Genomic DNA, 15,838 nt, shown 5'->3' on the forward strand with positions numbered 1-15,838 from the left:
AATTCGGGGAATCCGGTCATCCGGTATGGGAGGGAAAGCATGAACACACCAAAGCAACTCAGAAAGAAGCTGCTCGCAAGCCTGATCAACGCCACGGTAATCGCGGTGGCCAGTGCACCGATGGTCTCGTGGGCGCAGACTTCCGACGCCAACCTGCGCGGCAAGGCCGCGGCCAGCGCCACGATCACCGCGCGCAACGTCGCTACCGGCACCACCCGGCGCACCACCGCCGGCGCGGACGGCGGCTACACGCTGGTCGGCCTGCCGCCTGGCACCTACCAGGTGGACGCCGGGGCGGGCACCGCACGCACGGTCACCCTCACGGTCGCCTCGACCGCCACGCTGGACCTGACCGCGGCGGCGCCGGGCGCGTCGGCCGCGAATGCGACCACGCTTTCCGGCGTCACGGTCAGCGCGGCCACCCTGACGGAAGTGAAGACCTCCGAAGTCGGCGCGACGATCTCGCTGCAGCAGATCAACACCATCCCGCAGGCCTCGCGCAACTTCCTGGAGTTCGCCGACACCGTGCCCGGCATGGTGTTCAGCCTCGACTCCGCGGGCCATACCTCGCTGCGCGGCGGCGCGCAGAACAACAGCTCGGTCAACGTCTACATCGACGGCGTGGGCCAGAAGAGCTACGTCAAGGAAGGCGGCGTCAGCGGCCAGTTCGCCAGTCAGGGCAACCCGTTCCCGCAGCTGGCGATCGGCGAGTACAAGGTGATCACCTCGAACTACAAGGCCGAGTACGACCAGATCTCCAGCGCCGCGGTCACCGCCGACACCAAGTCCGGCACCAACGAGTTCCACGGCGAGGTGTTCGGCACCTACACCAGGGACTCGCTGCGCGCGCGTACTCCTTCGGAGAACGATGCGGGCAGGAAGACCTCGTCGCACGAGAAGGAATACGGCTTCGCCATCGGCGGCCCGATCATCCAGGACCAGATGCATTTCTTCTTCACCTACGAGGCGAAGAAGTTCGACACGCCGATCACGGTGACCCCGGGCGTCACCAACACGGCCGCGTTCCTGCCGGCCGGCGCCTCCGCGCAGCTGGGCCCGGCCGACCTGCCGTTCAACGAGGATCTCTATTTCGGCAAGATCGACTGGGAGCCGACCGACCGCGACCGCTTCGAGCTGAGCGCGCAGCTGCGCAAGGAAGGCCAGTACGACAACATCGGCAACCAGAGCGCCGCATCCGCCGGCATCGACGTGATCAACCGCGACACGCGCTTCGCGGCGCGCTGGCAGCACAGCGGCGATGCGTACTTCAACGAGCTCCTGTTCACCCACGAGAACGCCTACAACAACCCGACCCCGCTGCGCTTCGCCGACGGCGCGGCCTACACCTGGGCGCCGCAGCAGGACGCCACCATCCTGATCACCGGCTCGGCCAACGCGCTGGCGACGCAGAAGAAGGGCCAGAAGGGTCCCGCGATCCAGGACGACCTGACCTTCAACGACTTCCAGTGGCATGGCGACCACGTCATCAAGCTGGGCGTGAAGTACAAGAAGGTGGACCTGAACGCGCAGGATGCCGGCAACAGCAACCCGCAGTTCACCTACAACGTGGATCCGACCGGCACCGCGGCGACACCGTACAAGGTGTTCTTCCCGAACCCGGTACCCGGCCTGAGCCCGGTGGCCAAATCGAGCGACAAGCAGTTCGGCACCTATATCCAGGACGACTGGGCGGTCAACGACAAGCTCACGCTGAACCTCGGCGTGCGCTGGGACTACGAGAAGAACCCGTCCTACCTCAACTACGTCACGCCGGCCAACGTACTGGCCGCGCTCAACGGCCCGAATCCCGATCCGAGCGCACCGGCCGGGCAGACCTATGCCCAGGCCCTTGCGCTGGGTGGCGTGAACATCAACGACTACATCAGCACCGGCCACAACCGCAAGGCGTACAAGGGCGAGATCCAGCCGCGGCTGGGCTTCTCCTACGACCTCGACGCCGACCAGCAGCACGTGATCTTCGGCGGCGCCGGCCGCGCCTACGACCGCGACCTGTACGACTACCTGCAGCTGGAGCAGACCAAGTCCGCGTTGCCGCAGCTCACCGTGTACTTCCAGGACCCGGCCACCGGGCTCTGCCACAACAACAGTTCGCCCTGCTTCGCCTGGGATCCGAAGTACCAGAACAACCTCGCCGCGCTGCAGGCGCTGGTTGCCTCCAGCAACACCGGGCAGGAAGTGGACGCGATCAACAACCACCTGAAGGCGCCGTATTCCGACCAGTTCAGCCTCGGCATGCGCAACCGGATCGGCGACTGGAACACCAGCGCCGCGATCACGCGCATCCTCAGCCACGACGGCTTTGCCTTCACCCTGGGCAACCGCTACCCGGACGGCGCGTTCTTCAAGAACGGCAGCCAGCCCTGGGGCAACGGCGTACCGGGTTTCGGGGGCCTGATCATCGGCAACAACGGCATCGCGACGCGCACCACCCAGCTGCTGCTGTCGGCCGACAAGCCGTACACGAAGGAAACCGGCTGGGGCGCCACCTTCGCCTACACCTACACGCGGGCGAAGCAGAACCGCGACATCAACGAACACTACTCGTTCGACGAGGCGACCATCCAGCAGTACCCGTTCGTCGTTTCCAACGCCGCCGCCAGGCACCGCTTCGTCGCCACCGGCGTGGTCGATATTCCGTGGGGCATCACCCTGTCGGCCAAGCTGACCCTGGCCACGCCGATCCCGTTCAACGACATCGCCTGCTACGGCGTGACCTATCCAAACGGCAGCGGCTGCATTCCGAAGGCGGCCACGCCGGGAGGCAACGGCAAGTTCCTGGTCGGCGGCAAGGTGTTCGGTTATCGCGACATCGACTTCCAGGCGACCAAGGACTTCGATCTCGGCCATGGCCTCAAGCTCTACGGCCGCTTCGACGTGCTCAACGTCTTCAACTTCAGGAACTACACGGACATCCTGGTCAACTGGGGCTCCGGCGGCGTAGCAAACCCGAACCCCGCGATGTACAACCCGACCGGCAACATCACCTTCGTGCCGCGCACGCTGAAGCTCACGGTCGGCATGAAGTTCTGACGCCCATCCGATGGCATCGAGGCGACCATAGAGGCAGCACCGCAAAGCCCGCTCCCCTCGCGGGCTTTGCTTTTTCCACCTTACCCCGGCACAGGTTCTCATGACCGACCCGCGCATCAGGAACATCGTCATCGTCGGCGGCGGCACCGCCGGCTGGATGGCCGCCGCCGCCTTCGCCAAGGTGCTCGACACCGGCTGCTCGATCCGCCTGGTGGAGTCGGAGGAGATCGGCACGGTCGGCGTGGGCGAGGGCACCGTGCCGCACCTCAAGCTGTTCAACAACCTGCTCGGCATCGACGACGTCGAGTTCGTGCGCAACACCCAGGGCACGTTCAAGCTCGGCGTGCAGTTCAACGACTGGGGCCGGCTCGGCGACAGCTACGTGCACGGCTTCGGCACGATCGGCCACGACGTCGGCCTGCTGCCGTTCCACCAGTACTGGATCAAGGCGCGCCAGGCGGGCAAGGCGGACGAGATCGGCGCGTATTCGCTGAACACGGTGGCCGCGCCGCGCGGCCGCTTCATGCCGTCGGCCAGCGACGCGCCGCCGGGCTCGCCGCTGGCCAACGTCGCCTACGCCTACCACTTCGACGCCGGTCGCTACGCGCGCTTCCTGCGCGGCTACGCCGAGCAGCGCGGCGTGCGCCGCACCGAAGGCAAGGTGGCGCAGACCGTGCTGCGGGCAGACGACGGCTTCGTCGAGGCGATCGTGCTGGAAAACGGCGAGCGCATCGAGGGCGAGCTGTTCATCGACTGCTCCGGCTTCCGCGGCCTGCTGATCGAGCAGGCGCTGCACACCGGCTACCTCGATTTCAGCCACTGGCTGCCGTGCGACCGCGCGCTGGCGGTGGCCTGCGAGAAGGTCGGCCCGCCGACGCCGTACACCCGCGCGTCGGCACGACCGGCGGGCTGGCAGTGGCGCATCCCGCTGCAGCACCGCACCGGCAACGGCTACGTGTATTCCAGCGCCCACATCAGCGACGACGAGGCCGCCGCCACCCTGCTCGGCCACCTCGACGGCGTGCCGATGGGCGAGCCGCGGCTGCTGCGCTTCACCACCGGCGTGCGCCGGCAGGCCTGGAACCGCAACGTGGTTGCGCTGGGCCTGGCCGGCGGTTTCCTGGAGCCGCTGGAATCGACCAGCATCTACATGATCCAGTCCGGCATCGCGCGCCTGCTCAACCTGCTGCCGCGGCGCGATTTCAGCCCGCTGCTGATCGAACGCTACAACGCGCAGTCGCGCTTCGAGTATGAGCACATCCGCGATTTCCTGATCCTGCACTACCACGCCACCGAACGCGACGACACGCCGTTCTGGAACCAGTGCCGCACGATGTCGATCCCCCCGCAGCTGGCGGACAACATCCGCTTGTTCCGCGACAGCGGCCGCTTCTTCCGCGACGGCGAGGAGATGTTCGCGACCCCGAGCTGGGTGCAGGTGATGCTGGGCCAGCGCATCGCGCCGCAGAGCTACCACCCGCTGGTCGACCAGATGCCCGACGCGGAGCTGGCCGGGTTCATGGCCAGCGTGAGCCACGTGGTCGCCAGCTGCGTCGAGGTGATGCCGGCGCACCAGGCCTTCATCGATCGCTGCTGCACGGCGCCGGCCATGGTCGCCTGAGATACCCCACTCGGCGCCCCTGGATCGCACCGGGGGCCGCACCCGACACTCCCCCGCAAGAGAGAGCGTTTCAGCATGTCGAAATCCTTCCGTATCCTGCGCGCGATTGCCCTTACCGCCCTGCTGGCATTCGGCGCCGGCTGGCAGACACCCGCCACCGCGCGGCAACCAAACCTCGGCTACGCCGACCTGCCGGCCCGGCAACAGGCGCTGGTCGACGATCTCCAGCGGCGCAGCTTCGACTGGTTCTGGCAGAGCGGCAACCCGCAGAACGGGCTGCTGCCCGACTCCTGGCCGGGCCAGTCGTTCTCCTCGATCGCCGCGGTGGGTTTCGGGCTGACCGCCTACGGCATCGGCGTGGAGCGCCACTACATCACGCGCGAGCAGGCAGTCGAACGCACCCTGAAGACGCTGCGCTTTTTCGCCGATGCGCCGCAGAACGGCAGCGAGGACGACGCCAGCGGCTACCACGGCTTCTTCTACCACTTCCTCGACATGCACAGCGGCAAGCGCTTCGCGCGCTGGACCGAGCTGTCCAGTGTGGATACCACCCTGCTACTCGGCGGCGTGCTGTTCGCGCAGTCGTACTACGACCGCGACACGCCGCAGGAAGCCGAGATCCGCCAGCTCGCCGACACCATCTACCGCCGCGTCGACTGGCCGTGGATGCAGCCGCGCAAGCCGCTGATCAGCATGGGCTGGACGCCGGGCGGCCAGTTCATCCCGTCCGACTGGAAGGGCTACAACGAGGGCATGCTGGTCTACCTCCTCGCGCTCGGCTCGCCGACCCACCCGGTCCGGCCGGAGGCGTGGACGGCATGGCTGTCCACCAACCACCTGACCTGGGGCCGCTTCCAGGGCCAGACCTTCCTCAACTTCGCGCCGATGTTCGGCCACCAGTACAGCCAGAGCTGGATCGACTTCCGCGGCATCCGCGATGCCTGGAGCCGCGAGCACGATCTCGACTACTTCGAGAACAGTCGCCGCGCCACCTACGCGCAGCGCAGCTACGCGATCGCCAACCCGGGCCACTGGACCGGCTACGGCGCCAACGTATGGGGCCTCACCGCCAGCAACGGGCCCGGCGGCCTGGTCGTGAAGAGCGCCGAGGGCGAGCGCACGTTCCATGGCTATACCGCGCGCGGCGTCGGACTCGACGACATCTCCGACGATGGCACCATCGCGCCGACCGCGGCGGCCGGTTCGATCGCGTTCGCACCGGAGCTCGTGATCCCCGCGCTGGCGACCATGCAGCAGCGCTACGGCAAGTACATCTACAACCAGTACGGCTTCGTCGACGCCTTCAACCTCAGCTTCCACACGCCCACCACGCTGCGCACCGGCAAACTGGTGCCCGGCGTGGGCTGGGTCGATACCCTGCAGCTGGGCATCGACCAGGGCCCGATCGTGCTGATGATCGAGAACTGGCGCAACGGCTTCGTATGGAAGGTGATGAAGAAGAATCCGTACATCCGCAAGGGACTCGAGCGCGCCGGCTTCGAGGGCGGTTGGCTCGGCGCGGGGGCGGCGGAAAAATGAAGCCGGGCGCGCGCGCGCCACGATCATGGCGCGGCCTGTGGCTGGCCGCGATCGCCGCGGGCGGCGTCCTGCTGGGCAGCTGCGCACCGGCGCCGCCGGGAACGCAGCTCACCTTCTGGACGATCGGCCGCGAGGGCGAGGCGATCATCAAGCTGCTGCCGGCGTTCGAGCGCGCGCACCCGGGCATCCACGTGAAGGTGCAGCAGCTGCCGATGACCGCGGCGCACCAGAAACTGCTCACCGCGTTCGCCGGCGGTTCCACGCCAGACCTGAGCCAGCTCGGCAACACCTGGCTGCCCGAGCTGGCCGCGCTCGACGCACTGGAACCGCTGCAGGCACGGGTGGACCACTCGACCGTGATCCAGCCACACGACTACTTCGCCAGCATCTGGGGCACCAACGTGATCGACGGCACGTTGTACGGCGTGCCGTGGTACGTCGACACGCGACTGCTGTTCTATCGCAAGGATCTGCTCGAGGCCGCCGGCTTCGACGCGCCGCCGCGCAGCTGGGCCGAGTGGCGGCGCCAGCTCGCCGCGCTGAGCGACCCGGCGCGGCATCGCTACGGCATCCTGCTGCCGACCAACGAGTACGAGCAGCTGATGTCGCTGGCGCTGCAGCAGAGCGAACCGCTGCTGCGCGACGGCGACCGCTACGGCAACTTCGAGAGCGCCGGCTTCAAGCGCGCGCTCTCCTTCTACGTCGACACGTTCCGGCTGAAGCAGGCGCCGCCGATCAGCAACGTCGAGGCCGGCAACCCGTGGACGGAATTCGGCCGCGGCGTGTACGCGTTCTACCTGTCCGGGCCGTGGAACATCGGCGAGTTCCGCTCGCGCCTGCCCGCATCGCAGCAGGGCGACTGGGCCACCGCGCCGCTGCCCGGTCCCGACGGCGCCGGCATCGGCGCGGCCGGCGGCTCCAGCCTGGTGATCTTCCGCACGTCGAAGCACAAGGACGCCGCCTGGCAGCTGATCGAGTACCTGTCGCAGCCGGCGGTGCAGCAACGCTTCTACGAACTGCTCGGCGACCTGCCGCCGCGGCGCAGTTCGTGGCAGGGCGCAGCGCTGCGCGAGGATCCGAAGCTGCGCGCATTCCGCGAGCAGCTGGAACACGTGAAGCCGACCCCGCCGGTGCCGGAGTGGGAGCGCATCGTCAACGAGATGCAGCTGGTCGCCGCCGAGGCGGTCGCCGGCCGGCTGACGATCGACCAGGCCGCCGCCGAGATCGACCGGCGCACCGACGCCATCCTGGCCAAGCGCCGCTGGGTGCTCGACCACGCACGCGGGCGAGCGCGATGAATTCGCCGCGCAGCGCCTGGCTGTTCCTCGCCCCGGCACTCGTCGTGCTCGGCGTGTTCTTCCTGCTGCCGGTGCTGGCCGCGCTGGTGCTCAGCCTCACCGACTACGACCTCTACGCGCTGGCCGACATCCGCAACCTGCGCTTTGTCGGCCTCGGCAACTATTGGGAGCTGCTGCACCGGCCGCTGTTCTGGTCCGCGCTGGGCCACACGCTGTACTTCGTGGCGGCAGGCGTGCCGTTGTCGATGGGCGCCTCGCTGGGCGCGGCGATGCTGCTGAACTCGCCGCTGGCGCGCTGCAAGCCGCTGCTGCGCACCGCGCTGTTCGCGCCGGTGGTGACTACGGTGGTGGCGGTGGCGGTGATCTGGCGCTACCTGTTCAACACCAGGTACGGCATGGCGAACTACGTGCTCGGCCTGGTCGGCATTCAGCCGGTGGACTGGCTGGGCGACCCGCACTGGGCGATGCCGACGATCATCGCGTTCGCGGTGTGGAAGAACTTCGGCTACAACATGATCATCTTCCTGGCCGGGCTGCAGGCGATCCCGCCGGAGCTGTACGAGGCCGCGCGCATCGACGGCGCCTCAAGCTGGCGGCAGTTCCGCCACATCACCCTGCCGATGCTGAAACCCACCATGCTGATGGTCGCCATCCTCACCGTGTCGGGCTATTTCCAGCTGTTCGCCGAACCCTACGTGATGACCGAGGGCGGCCCGCTGCAGAGCACGGTGAGCGTGCTGTACCTGATGTACGACGAGGGCTTCAAGTGGTGGAACCTCGGCTCTGCCTCGGCGGTGGCGTTCCTGCTGTTCCTGGTCATGTTCGCGGTGACCGCGCTGATGCTGAGGCTGTCGCGGCGTGGAGAGGAAACGTGAACCCGCGGCTAGCGAAGGCGCTGGTCAACGGCCTGCTGATCGGCATGGCGGCGGTGGCGCTGTTCCCGCTGCTGTGGATGCTGTCGGTGTCGTTCATGGCGCCGGGCGAGGCCAGCGCGCTGCCGCCGCCGCTGTTGCCGAAGCATCCGAGCGGGACGAATTACCGCGAGCTGTTCGTGCGCGCCGGCATGGGCCGCTACCTGCTCAACAGCGTGCTGGTGGCTGGCGCGATCACCGCGCTGTCGCTGGTCTTCAACCTGATGGCCGGCTACGCGTTCGCCAAGCTGCGCTTCGCCGGGCGCGAGCGGCTGTTCCAGGCGCTGCTTGGCGCGCTGGTGATCCCCGCCCAGGTGGCGATGCTGCCGCTGTTCCTGCTGCTGAAGTACCTCGGCCTGGTCAACAGCTACGCCGGCGTGATCGCGCCCGCGCTGGCCAGCGTGTTCGGCATCTTCCTGGTGCGCCAGTACGCGCGCGACATCCCCGACGAACTGCTGGAGGCGGCGCGCATCGACGGCGCCGGCGAGTGGCGCATCTTTGCGCGGATCGTGCTGCCGCTGTTGAAGCCGATCATCGTGACGCTGGCGATCTTCAGCTTCCTCGCCGCGTGGAACGACTTCATGTGGCCGCTGATCGTGCTGACCGGGCAGGAGCACTACACGCTGCCGATCGGGCTGGCCTCGCTGGCACGCGAGCACGCGCAGGACAGCGAGCTGATGATGGCCGGCTCGGTGGTCACCGTGCTGCCGGTGCTGGCGCTGTTCCTGGCGCTGCAGCGCCATTACCTGCAGGGGCTGCTGCTGGGCAGCGTGAAGGGCTGAACCTGCTTCCATGAAGCAATGCGCTCCTTGCGTTTGCCTCCTCTCCCTCCGGGAGAGGATTGAGGTGAGGGTTCGCTCTCGCATCGTGGCCGATGCGAAGCGCTCCTCGATGAAAACGCAGAGCTCGAGTGCTCATATGCTGCCTTCAACAAAGCGGGCTTCGCCCAAACAGCGCTGGACACGGGGACCCTCACCCCAACCCTCTCCCGGAGGGAGAGGGGGCAATCGCGAGAGGCGCGTTGCTTTATTAGAACTTGCCGGCGCGGAAGTCGGCGATCGCCTGGTGGATCTGCTCGGGCGTGTTCATCACGAACGGGCCGTAGCGGGTGACCTGTTCGTTCAGCGGCTGCCCGGCGACCACCAGCAGGCGCGAGGGCTGGTCGCCGCCGGCCAGCTGCAGCTGCTCGCCCTCGGACAGCACGCCCAGCTCGCTGCGCTGCAACTGCTCGCCGCCGACCAGGGCCGACTCGCCGTCGAACACGTAGGCGAAGCCATGATGCCCGACCGGCAGCTCCAGGGTGTACTTCGCGCCCGGCTGCAGGCCGACGTCCAGGTAGACCGGCGCGGTGACGATGCCCTCGACCGGGCCGGTGGCGCCAGCCAGCGTGCCGGCGATCACCTTCACCTCGACGCCCTCGGCCGGGCGCACCACGGGAATCCGCTCGGGGCCGATGTCCTGGTAGCGCGGCGCAATCATCTTGTCCTTCGCCGGCAGGTTCACCCACAGCTGGAAGCCCCACATCAGGCCGTTTTCCTGCTGCGGCATCTCCGAGTGCAGGATGCCGCGGCCGGCGGTCATCCACTGCACGCTGCCCGGGGTGAGGTCGCCGCGGTTGCCGTGGTTGTCGCCGTGCCGCATGTGCCCGGCCAGCATGTAGGTGACCGTCTCGAAGCCGCGATGCGGATGCTCGGGGAAGCCGGCGATGTAGTCGTTGGCGCTATCGGAGCGGAACTCGTCCAGCATCAGGAACGGATCGATCATATCCAGTCCCGGCTGGCCGATGATCCGCTTCAGCTTCACGCCGGCGCCGTCGGACGTGTCCATGCCGCGGAAGCGGCGGGTAATGTGGCGATCGCTCATGGCGGGTCTCCGGTGAATGCAATGGCACCAAGATGATCGCGCGGAGCATGTTATCCAAGCGCCACGGCGGGAACGGATCGTTCCGCCGACACGACATTCCGCAAGGGCGAAGGGCGAAGGGCGAAGGGCGAGGGAAGAGACGTGGGGAATGAGAGAAGGCCGGCACCGCCTTAGCTCTCACTCGCTCCCGCCTCAATGCACCCAGTGTCCGCTGCGCTGGCGCGGCGGGTTGCCGTCATCGCCGGCGGCGGGCTGCTGCTGGCGCACCATCGCTTCGACTTCCGCCTCGGTGGCCGGCTTGGCCAGCCAGTACTGGTTCACTGCGCCGAGCACGCCCGGCAGCTGGGCCAGGCATTCGTCGTATTCGTCATCGCTCAGCTTCTCGAACTCGGCGTCGGCGCTGAGAATGCCCTCGTCCACCGCCAGCGCCATCACCGGGCCGAGCAGTTCCATCAGCTGCGGGTCTTCGCCCAGCCGGCCTTCCCACAGCCCGGCGCGCAGGTCGATGCCGCGGCTGAAGCCTTCGCACCAGCCGGCGGCGGACAGCATCGGGCCGCCTTCCATCTCGACCTCGCCGAGGATCGGCTCGTAGGCGTCGACCTCGAGTTCGGCGATGATCGAATCGTTGAGCTTGGCCAGCAGCGCCAGCACCCGGTTGCCTTCGTCCTCGTCGGTGAACGGCTCGTGCAGCACCTCGGGCAGCCATTCGTCCGGCAGCACCAGCAGCGGGCCGACCGCCAGCGCCGAAAGCAGGCCGTGCACGCCGTCCAGCAACAGGTCGCCTTCGCCGGTGTGCGCGCGCAGGTAGCGGTCCAGCTCGTCCAGTTCGTTGTCGTCCAGCGAGCTGGGCCATTCGGTCTTCGAGGTCATTTCGGTCAGATATCCAGTTCCAGCGTCACCGGCGTGTGGTCGGAGGGGCGTTCCCAGCGGCGCGGCTCGCGGTCGATCGCCGCCGCGGTGGCGGCGGATTTCAGGGCTTCGCCGATCAGGATCAGGTCGATGCGCAGGCCCATGTTGCGGCGGAACGCGGCCTGCCGGTAGTCCCACCAGCTGTAGTGCCCGGCGTCGGACTGGAACAGCCGGAAGCTGTCGTGCAGGCCGAGCCCGGTGATCGCCTTCAGCGCGTCGCGCTCCGGCGGCGAGCACAGGATGTCCTCACCCCAGGCGACCGGATCGTAGACGTCGCGATCGTCCGGGCAGATGTTGAAGTCGCCCAGCACCACCAGCTTCGGGTGGCGTTCCAGCTCACTCGCCAGGAATTCACGCACCTTGGCCAGCCAATCCAGCTTGTACGCGTACTTCTCGTCGCCGACCGCCTTGCCGTTGACCACGTACAGGTCGACCACGCGCAGATCGCCGATGGTGGCGGCCAGGATGCGCCGCTGCGGATCGTCCAGGCCGGGGATGTCGGTGACCACGTCGGTGAGCTCGTCGCGGGCCAGGATGGCCACGCCGTTGTAGGTCTTCTGCCCCGAATACACCGCGCGATAGCCGGCCGCGGCCAGCTCGTCGCGCGGGAATTTCGCGTCCTCCAGCTTGGTTTCCTGCAGCGCCACCACGTCCGGCTGCGCCTCGGCCAGCCACTGGGTCAGCTGCGGCAGGCGCACCTTCAGCGAATTGACGTTCCACGAGGCGATCTTCATGGCGGCATTGTACGGGAAGCGCCGGCGGCCCCCTGCGGCGCGGGGGTGTGGCCGGGCGGCGGCACAAAGATGAACGGAAGCTGCGAAAAACCCCCGGAAGCGCGGATTCCAGTGTATGCTGCCCGAGCAAGAATCCGGGGAAACTCCTATTTTTGCTCCTATTGCGGCCGTGCCTTAGCGTATCGGACCGCAGACACATCCATGCTTCAAAGGTAAAGTTACATGTCGGATCGTCAGAGCGGTACAGTCAAGTGGTTCAACGACGCCAAGGGTTTTGGCTTCATCACCCCGGAAAGCGGTGATGACCTGTTCGTGCATTTCCGCGCGATCCAGGGCACGGGCTTCAAGTCCCTGCAGGAAGGTCAGCGCGTCACGTTCATCGTCACCAAGGGCCAGAAGGGCCTGCAGGCTGAGGAAGTGCAGGCGGCCTGAAGTCCACGGACTTCAACGCCTCGAAAAAGCCCGCTTCGGCGGGCTTTTTTGTGCCCGTGCAGGAGCCCGCTCGCGGGCGATGCTTTGAAAGCCGGGATTCGGGATTCGGGATTCGCAAGAGCAAAAGCATCGCCGCGAGCGGGCTCCTACGCGGGATGTCGGTCAGCCCAGCCCATGGTTGCGCAGCAGCGCCTCCGGCTCGGGCTTGCGTCCGCGGAACGCGACGAAGCTCTCCAGCGCCGGGCGGCTGGCGCCGACGGCGAGGAACTCGCGGCGGAAGCGCTCGCCGGTGGCGCGGTCGATCACGCTGCCACGTTCGCCCGCACGCTCCTCGAACGCGCCGAACGCGTCGGCGCTGAGCAGCTCGGCCCACAGGTAGCTGTAGTAGCCGGCCGCGTAGCCGCCGGCGAAGATGTGGCTGAACGCGTGCGGGAAGCGCTGCCATGCCGGCGGGTGCAGCACCGCGACCTGCTTGCGCACCTCCTCCAGCACCGCCAGCGCGCGCGCGCCCTGGGCCGGGTCATACTCCAGGTGCAGCAGGAAATCGAACAGCGCGAATTCCAGCTGGCGCACCAGGAACAGGCCGGCGTGGAAGTGCCGCGCGGCCAGCATGCGTTCGAACAGCTCGTCCGGCAGCCGCTCGCCGGTCTGCCAGTGGCGCGCGAACAGGTCCAGCGCCTGGCGGTTCCAGCCGAAGTTCTCCATGAACTGGCTGGGCAGCTCCACTGCGTCCCACTCGACGCCATCGATGCCGCCGATCGAGGGCAGCGCGATCTCGGTGAGCAGGTGGTGCAGGCCGTGGCCGAATTCGTGGAACAGGGTCAGCACGTCGTCGTGGGTGAGCAGGGCCGGCTTGCCCTCGGTGGGCGGCGCGAAGTTGCAGGTGAGGAAGGCCACCGGCAACTGCCGCTGTTCGCCGTCGTCGAAGCGGGCGCGGCAGACGTCCATCCACGCGCCGCCGCGCTTGCCATTGCGTGCGTAGAGATCCACGTAGGCGCCGGCGAACACGCGGCCGCTCGCATCGCGTACGTCGTAGTAGCGCACTTCCGGATGCCACACGTCGATGCCCTCGCGCGGAGCGAGAGTGATGCCGTAGAGCTTCCCGGCGAGGCCGAACAGGCCGTCGATCACTGCCGGCAGCGGGAAGTACGGCTTCAGCTGTTCCTCGTCCAGCGCGTAGTCGCGCTGGCGCAGCTTCTCCGACGCGTAGCCGACGTCCCACGATTCGAGGTTGTCGAGCTTCAGCTCAGTACTGGCGAATTCGCGCAGCCGGGCCAGTTCGCGCTGCGCCACCGGCTTCGCGCGCGCCGCCAGGTCGTGCAGGAATTCCATCACCTCGGTCGGCGAGGCGGCCATCTTGGTCGCCAGCGACTCCTCCGCCGCGTTGGCGAAGCCGAGCAGCTGCGCGGCCTCGTGGCGCAACGCCATGATCCGCTCGATGCGCGCGCTGTTGTCGAACTTGCCCGCGTTCGGGCCCTGGTCGGAGGCGCGCGTCTGGTAGGCCCAATACACCCGCTCGCGCAGGCCGCGGTTGTCGGCATAGGTCAGCACCGCCTGCACGCTGGGCTGTTTCAGGGTGACCAGATAGCCGTCCAGACCCTGGTCCGCGGCGTACTGGCGCAGTACCGCGCGGCCGGATTCGGGGATGCCGGCGAGGTCGCGTTCGTCGGTGACGTGCTCGTGCCACGCCTCGCTGGCGTCGAGCACGGCGTTCGAGAATTCGGTGGAAAGCTTGCTCAGCTCCACCCCGATCGCGCGGAAGCGCGAACGCGCCGGTTCCTCCAGCGCCACGCCGGACAGCTTGAAGTCGCGCAGCGCATGTTCGACCAGCGCGCGCTCGGGCCGCGGCAACGCGGCGAAATCCGCCGCCTCGGCCAGCGCCTTCACCGCGGCGTACAGGTCGCGGTTCTGACCCAGCTCGATCGCGTGCTCGGTGAGCTTTTCCTCGGCCGGCCCGTAGACCTTGCGCAGTGCCTCGCTGTCGGCCACCGCGTGCAGATGCGACACCGGCGCCCAGGCCTGCGCCAGACGCTGCTCCAGCCGCTCCTGGGTCAGCATCACGTGGCCGAAGTCGTGCGGCGCGCCAGGTGCGGTCAGCGCGTCGATGCCGGCACGGTAGTCGGCGAGGATGGTGTCGACCGCCGGTTCGACGTGTTCGGGGCGGATCTGCGAGAACGCCGGCAGCGGGTCGGCGGCGAGCAGCGGGTTGTGGTCACTCATGGGCGCTCCTTGGCAGGCCGCCAGCGTGGCGAGCGCGCCGGCCGAAATCAAGCACGGCGGCGCGGTGCCGCTAGAATGGGCCGATGAATCCTCTGCGCAGTTTCAAGGGCATCGTGCCCCGCCTCGGCCAGCGCGTCCGCGTCGACCCCGCCGCCAGCGTGATCGGCGACGTGGTGCTGGGCGACGATGCCTCGATCTGGCCCGGCGCGGTGCTGCGCGGCGACGTCAACCATATCCGCGTCGGCGCGAAGACCAGCATCCAGGACGGCGCCATCGTGCACGTCGCCCACGCCGGCCCATACGGGCCCGGCTACCCGTGCCTGATCGGCGAGGGCGTCACCGTCGGCCACGCCGCGGTGGTGCACGCCTGCACGATCGGCGACTACTGCCTGATCGGCATGCACGCCAGCGTGCTGGACGGCGCGGTGGTGATGAAGCACGGCTTCGTCGGTGCCGGTGCGCTGGTGCCGCCGGGCAAGGTGGTCGGCGAGGGCGAGCTGTGGCTGGGCAACCCGGCGAGGTTCGTGCGCCGGCTCGGCGAGCGCGAGATCGAGCAGCTGCACTACTCGGCCGACCACTACGTGCGGCTGAAGGACGCCTACCTGGCGTCCGCCTGACCGGGTATCACAGTGCACCGCGCGCCGCGTTCGCCTGGCGGATGCGCTCGGCTTCGGTTTCGTGCTGCCGCCGCTCGATGTTGCGTGCGGCGGAGAGCTTGCCGCCGAGCAGCGCCAGGGTGAAGTTGTTGCGGTCGAACTCGCGCAGCAGGTCGATCTCACGGCGCGCCTCGTCCAGGCCCTTCTGGTTGATGGTGCGCTCGATCTCCTCGGCGGCACGCGGGAACGATTCGCGCAGGGCCTCGTTGGCGGTGCGGTTGTCCGGTTCCAGCTGCAGCACGCTCAGGTAGAACTCGAACGCATTGCTGCCGGCCGGCGCGACCAGGCGTCCATCATGCATCGCGTCGCGGGCCAGGCCGAGCAAAATCGTGCTGCCGCTTTGCGCCCCGTCGCCCGGGGCGTCTGCCGGGTCGGCGGACGATGGAATAGCGGCGTCCGACGCGACGTTCGCGCTCGCCCGGCCGTAGCGGAAAATGCCGGCGGCCGCGGCCAGCAAGGCGAGACAGACCAGGGCAAGCATGTAGCGGTGCAATGCGGCGGAGGGGAAACGGAGCATGACACCTGCTGCGCAAACGATGGCCGCGCACTGGAGCCGTCGCCACCGACGCGCTCCCGGCGGTCCGGCCATCATCGCCGGGCCGTG

The 15,838-nt window shown here is 68.1% G+C and carries 13 protein-coding genes; 8 read left to right on the plus strand and 5 right to left on the minus strand.

Features of this window, described 5'->3' with window-relative positions:
- Positions 1-39 precede the first annotated feature (39 nt).
- From AC3WTD_RS08445 to AC3WTD_RS08470, 6 genes are all read left to right on the plus strand, one after another.
- The gene (locus AC3WTD_RS08445) at positions 40-3,051 is read left to right on the plus strand and encodes a TonB-dependent receptor (RefSeq protein WP_492613522.1); all 3,012 of its coding nucleotides are present in this window, start codon (positions 40-42) and stop codon (positions 3,049-3,051) included.
- A gap of 100 nt (positions 3,052-3,151) precedes the next feature.
- Complete coding sequence (locus AC3WTD_RS08450; RefSeq protein WP_235642474.1) at positions 3,152-4,672, plus strand: tryptophan halogenase family protein; 1,521 nt, start codon at positions 3,152-3,154, stop codon at positions 4,670-4,672.
- Positions 4,673-4,747: 75 nt separating this feature from the next.
- Complete coding sequence (locus tag AC3WTD_RS08455) at positions 4,748-6,211, plus strand: glucoamylase family protein (RefSeq protein ID WP_492613523.1); 1,464 nt, start codon at positions 4,748-4,750, stop codon at positions 6,209-6,211.
- Positions 6,208-7,509, plus strand: coding sequence for a sugar ABC transporter substrate-binding protein (locus AC3WTD_RS08460; RefSeq protein ID WP_492613524.1), 1,302 nt, complete (start codon positions 6,208-6,210; stop codon positions 7,507-7,509). Before AC3WTD_RS08455 ends, AC3WTD_RS08460 begins: the two co-directional genes overlap by 4 nt.
- On the plus strand, positions 7,506-8,384 hold the full coding sequence (locus AC3WTD_RS08465) for a carbohydrate ABC transporter permease (protein WP_027493625.1): 879 nt from the start codon (positions 7,506-7,508) through the stop codon (positions 8,382-8,384). The genes AC3WTD_RS08460 and AC3WTD_RS08465 overlap by 4 nt, the downstream gene beginning before the upstream one ends.
- A gap of 44 nt (positions 8,385-8,428) precedes the next feature.
- Positions 8,429-9,202, plus strand: coding sequence for a carbohydrate ABC transporter permease (locus AC3WTD_RS08470; RefSeq protein ID WP_492613538.1), 774 nt, complete (start codon positions 8,429-8,431; stop codon positions 9,200-9,202).
- 247 nt (positions 9,203-9,449) lie between these two features.
- Here the strand turns inward: AC3WTD_RS08470 and AC3WTD_RS08475 are convergent, their stop codons facing one another.
- The 3 genes from AC3WTD_RS08475 to xth form a co-directional block, all read right to left on the minus strand.
- Positions 9,450-10,283, minus strand: coding sequence for a pirin family protein (locus AC3WTD_RS08475; RefSeq protein WP_492613525.1), 834 nt, complete (start codon positions 10,281-10,283; stop codon positions 9,450-9,452).
- A 192-nt stretch (positions 10,284-10,475) separates the two neighbouring features.
- Complete coding sequence (locus AC3WTD_RS08480; RefSeq protein ID WP_235642472.1) at positions 10,476-11,153, minus strand: YecA/YgfB family protein; 678 nt, start codon at positions 11,151-11,153, stop codon at positions 10,476-10,478.
- A 5-nt stretch (positions 11,154-11,158) separates the two neighbouring features.
- Entirely contained in the window at positions 11,159-11,926 is a 768-nt protein-coding gene (gene xth, locus AC3WTD_RS08485) for an exodeoxyribonuclease III (RefSeq protein ID WP_027493622.1), read from the minus strand.
- A gap of 222 nt (positions 11,927-12,148) precedes the next feature.
- Here xth and AC3WTD_RS08490 point away from each other — a divergent pair, with 222 nt between their 5' ends.
- Entirely contained in the window at positions 12,149-12,358 is a 210-nt protein-coding gene (locus AC3WTD_RS08490) for a cold-shock protein (RefSeq protein ID WP_008438719.1), read from the plus strand.
- A gap of 162 nt (positions 12,359-12,520) precedes the next feature.
- Here AC3WTD_RS08490 and AC3WTD_RS08495 read toward each other — a convergent pair whose 3' ends face one another.
- On the minus strand, positions 12,521-14,578 hold the full coding sequence (locus tag AC3WTD_RS08495) for a M3 family metallopeptidase (protein WP_492613526.1): 2,058 nt from the start codon (positions 14,576-14,578) through the stop codon (positions 12,521-12,523).
- Positions 14,579-14,661: 83 nt separating this feature from the next.
- Here AC3WTD_RS08495 and AC3WTD_RS08500 point away from each other — a divergent pair, with 83 nt between their 5' ends.
- Complete coding sequence (locus AC3WTD_RS08500; RefSeq protein WP_492613527.1) at positions 14,662-15,195, plus strand: gamma carbonic anhydrase family protein; 534 nt, start codon at positions 14,662-14,664, stop codon at positions 15,193-15,195.
- A gap of 7 nt (positions 15,196-15,202) precedes the next feature.
- Here AC3WTD_RS08500 and AC3WTD_RS08505 read toward each other — a convergent pair whose 3' ends face one another.
- A complete protein-coding gene (locus AC3WTD_RS08505; RefSeq protein WP_492613528.1) occupies positions 15,203-15,751 on the minus strand; it encodes an energy transducer TonB in 549 nt (182 codons plus the stop codon).
- Positions 15,752-15,838 lie beyond the last annotated feature (87 nt).

The organism is Rhodanobacter sp. FW106-PBR-R2A-1-15, from assembly GCF_058789735.1.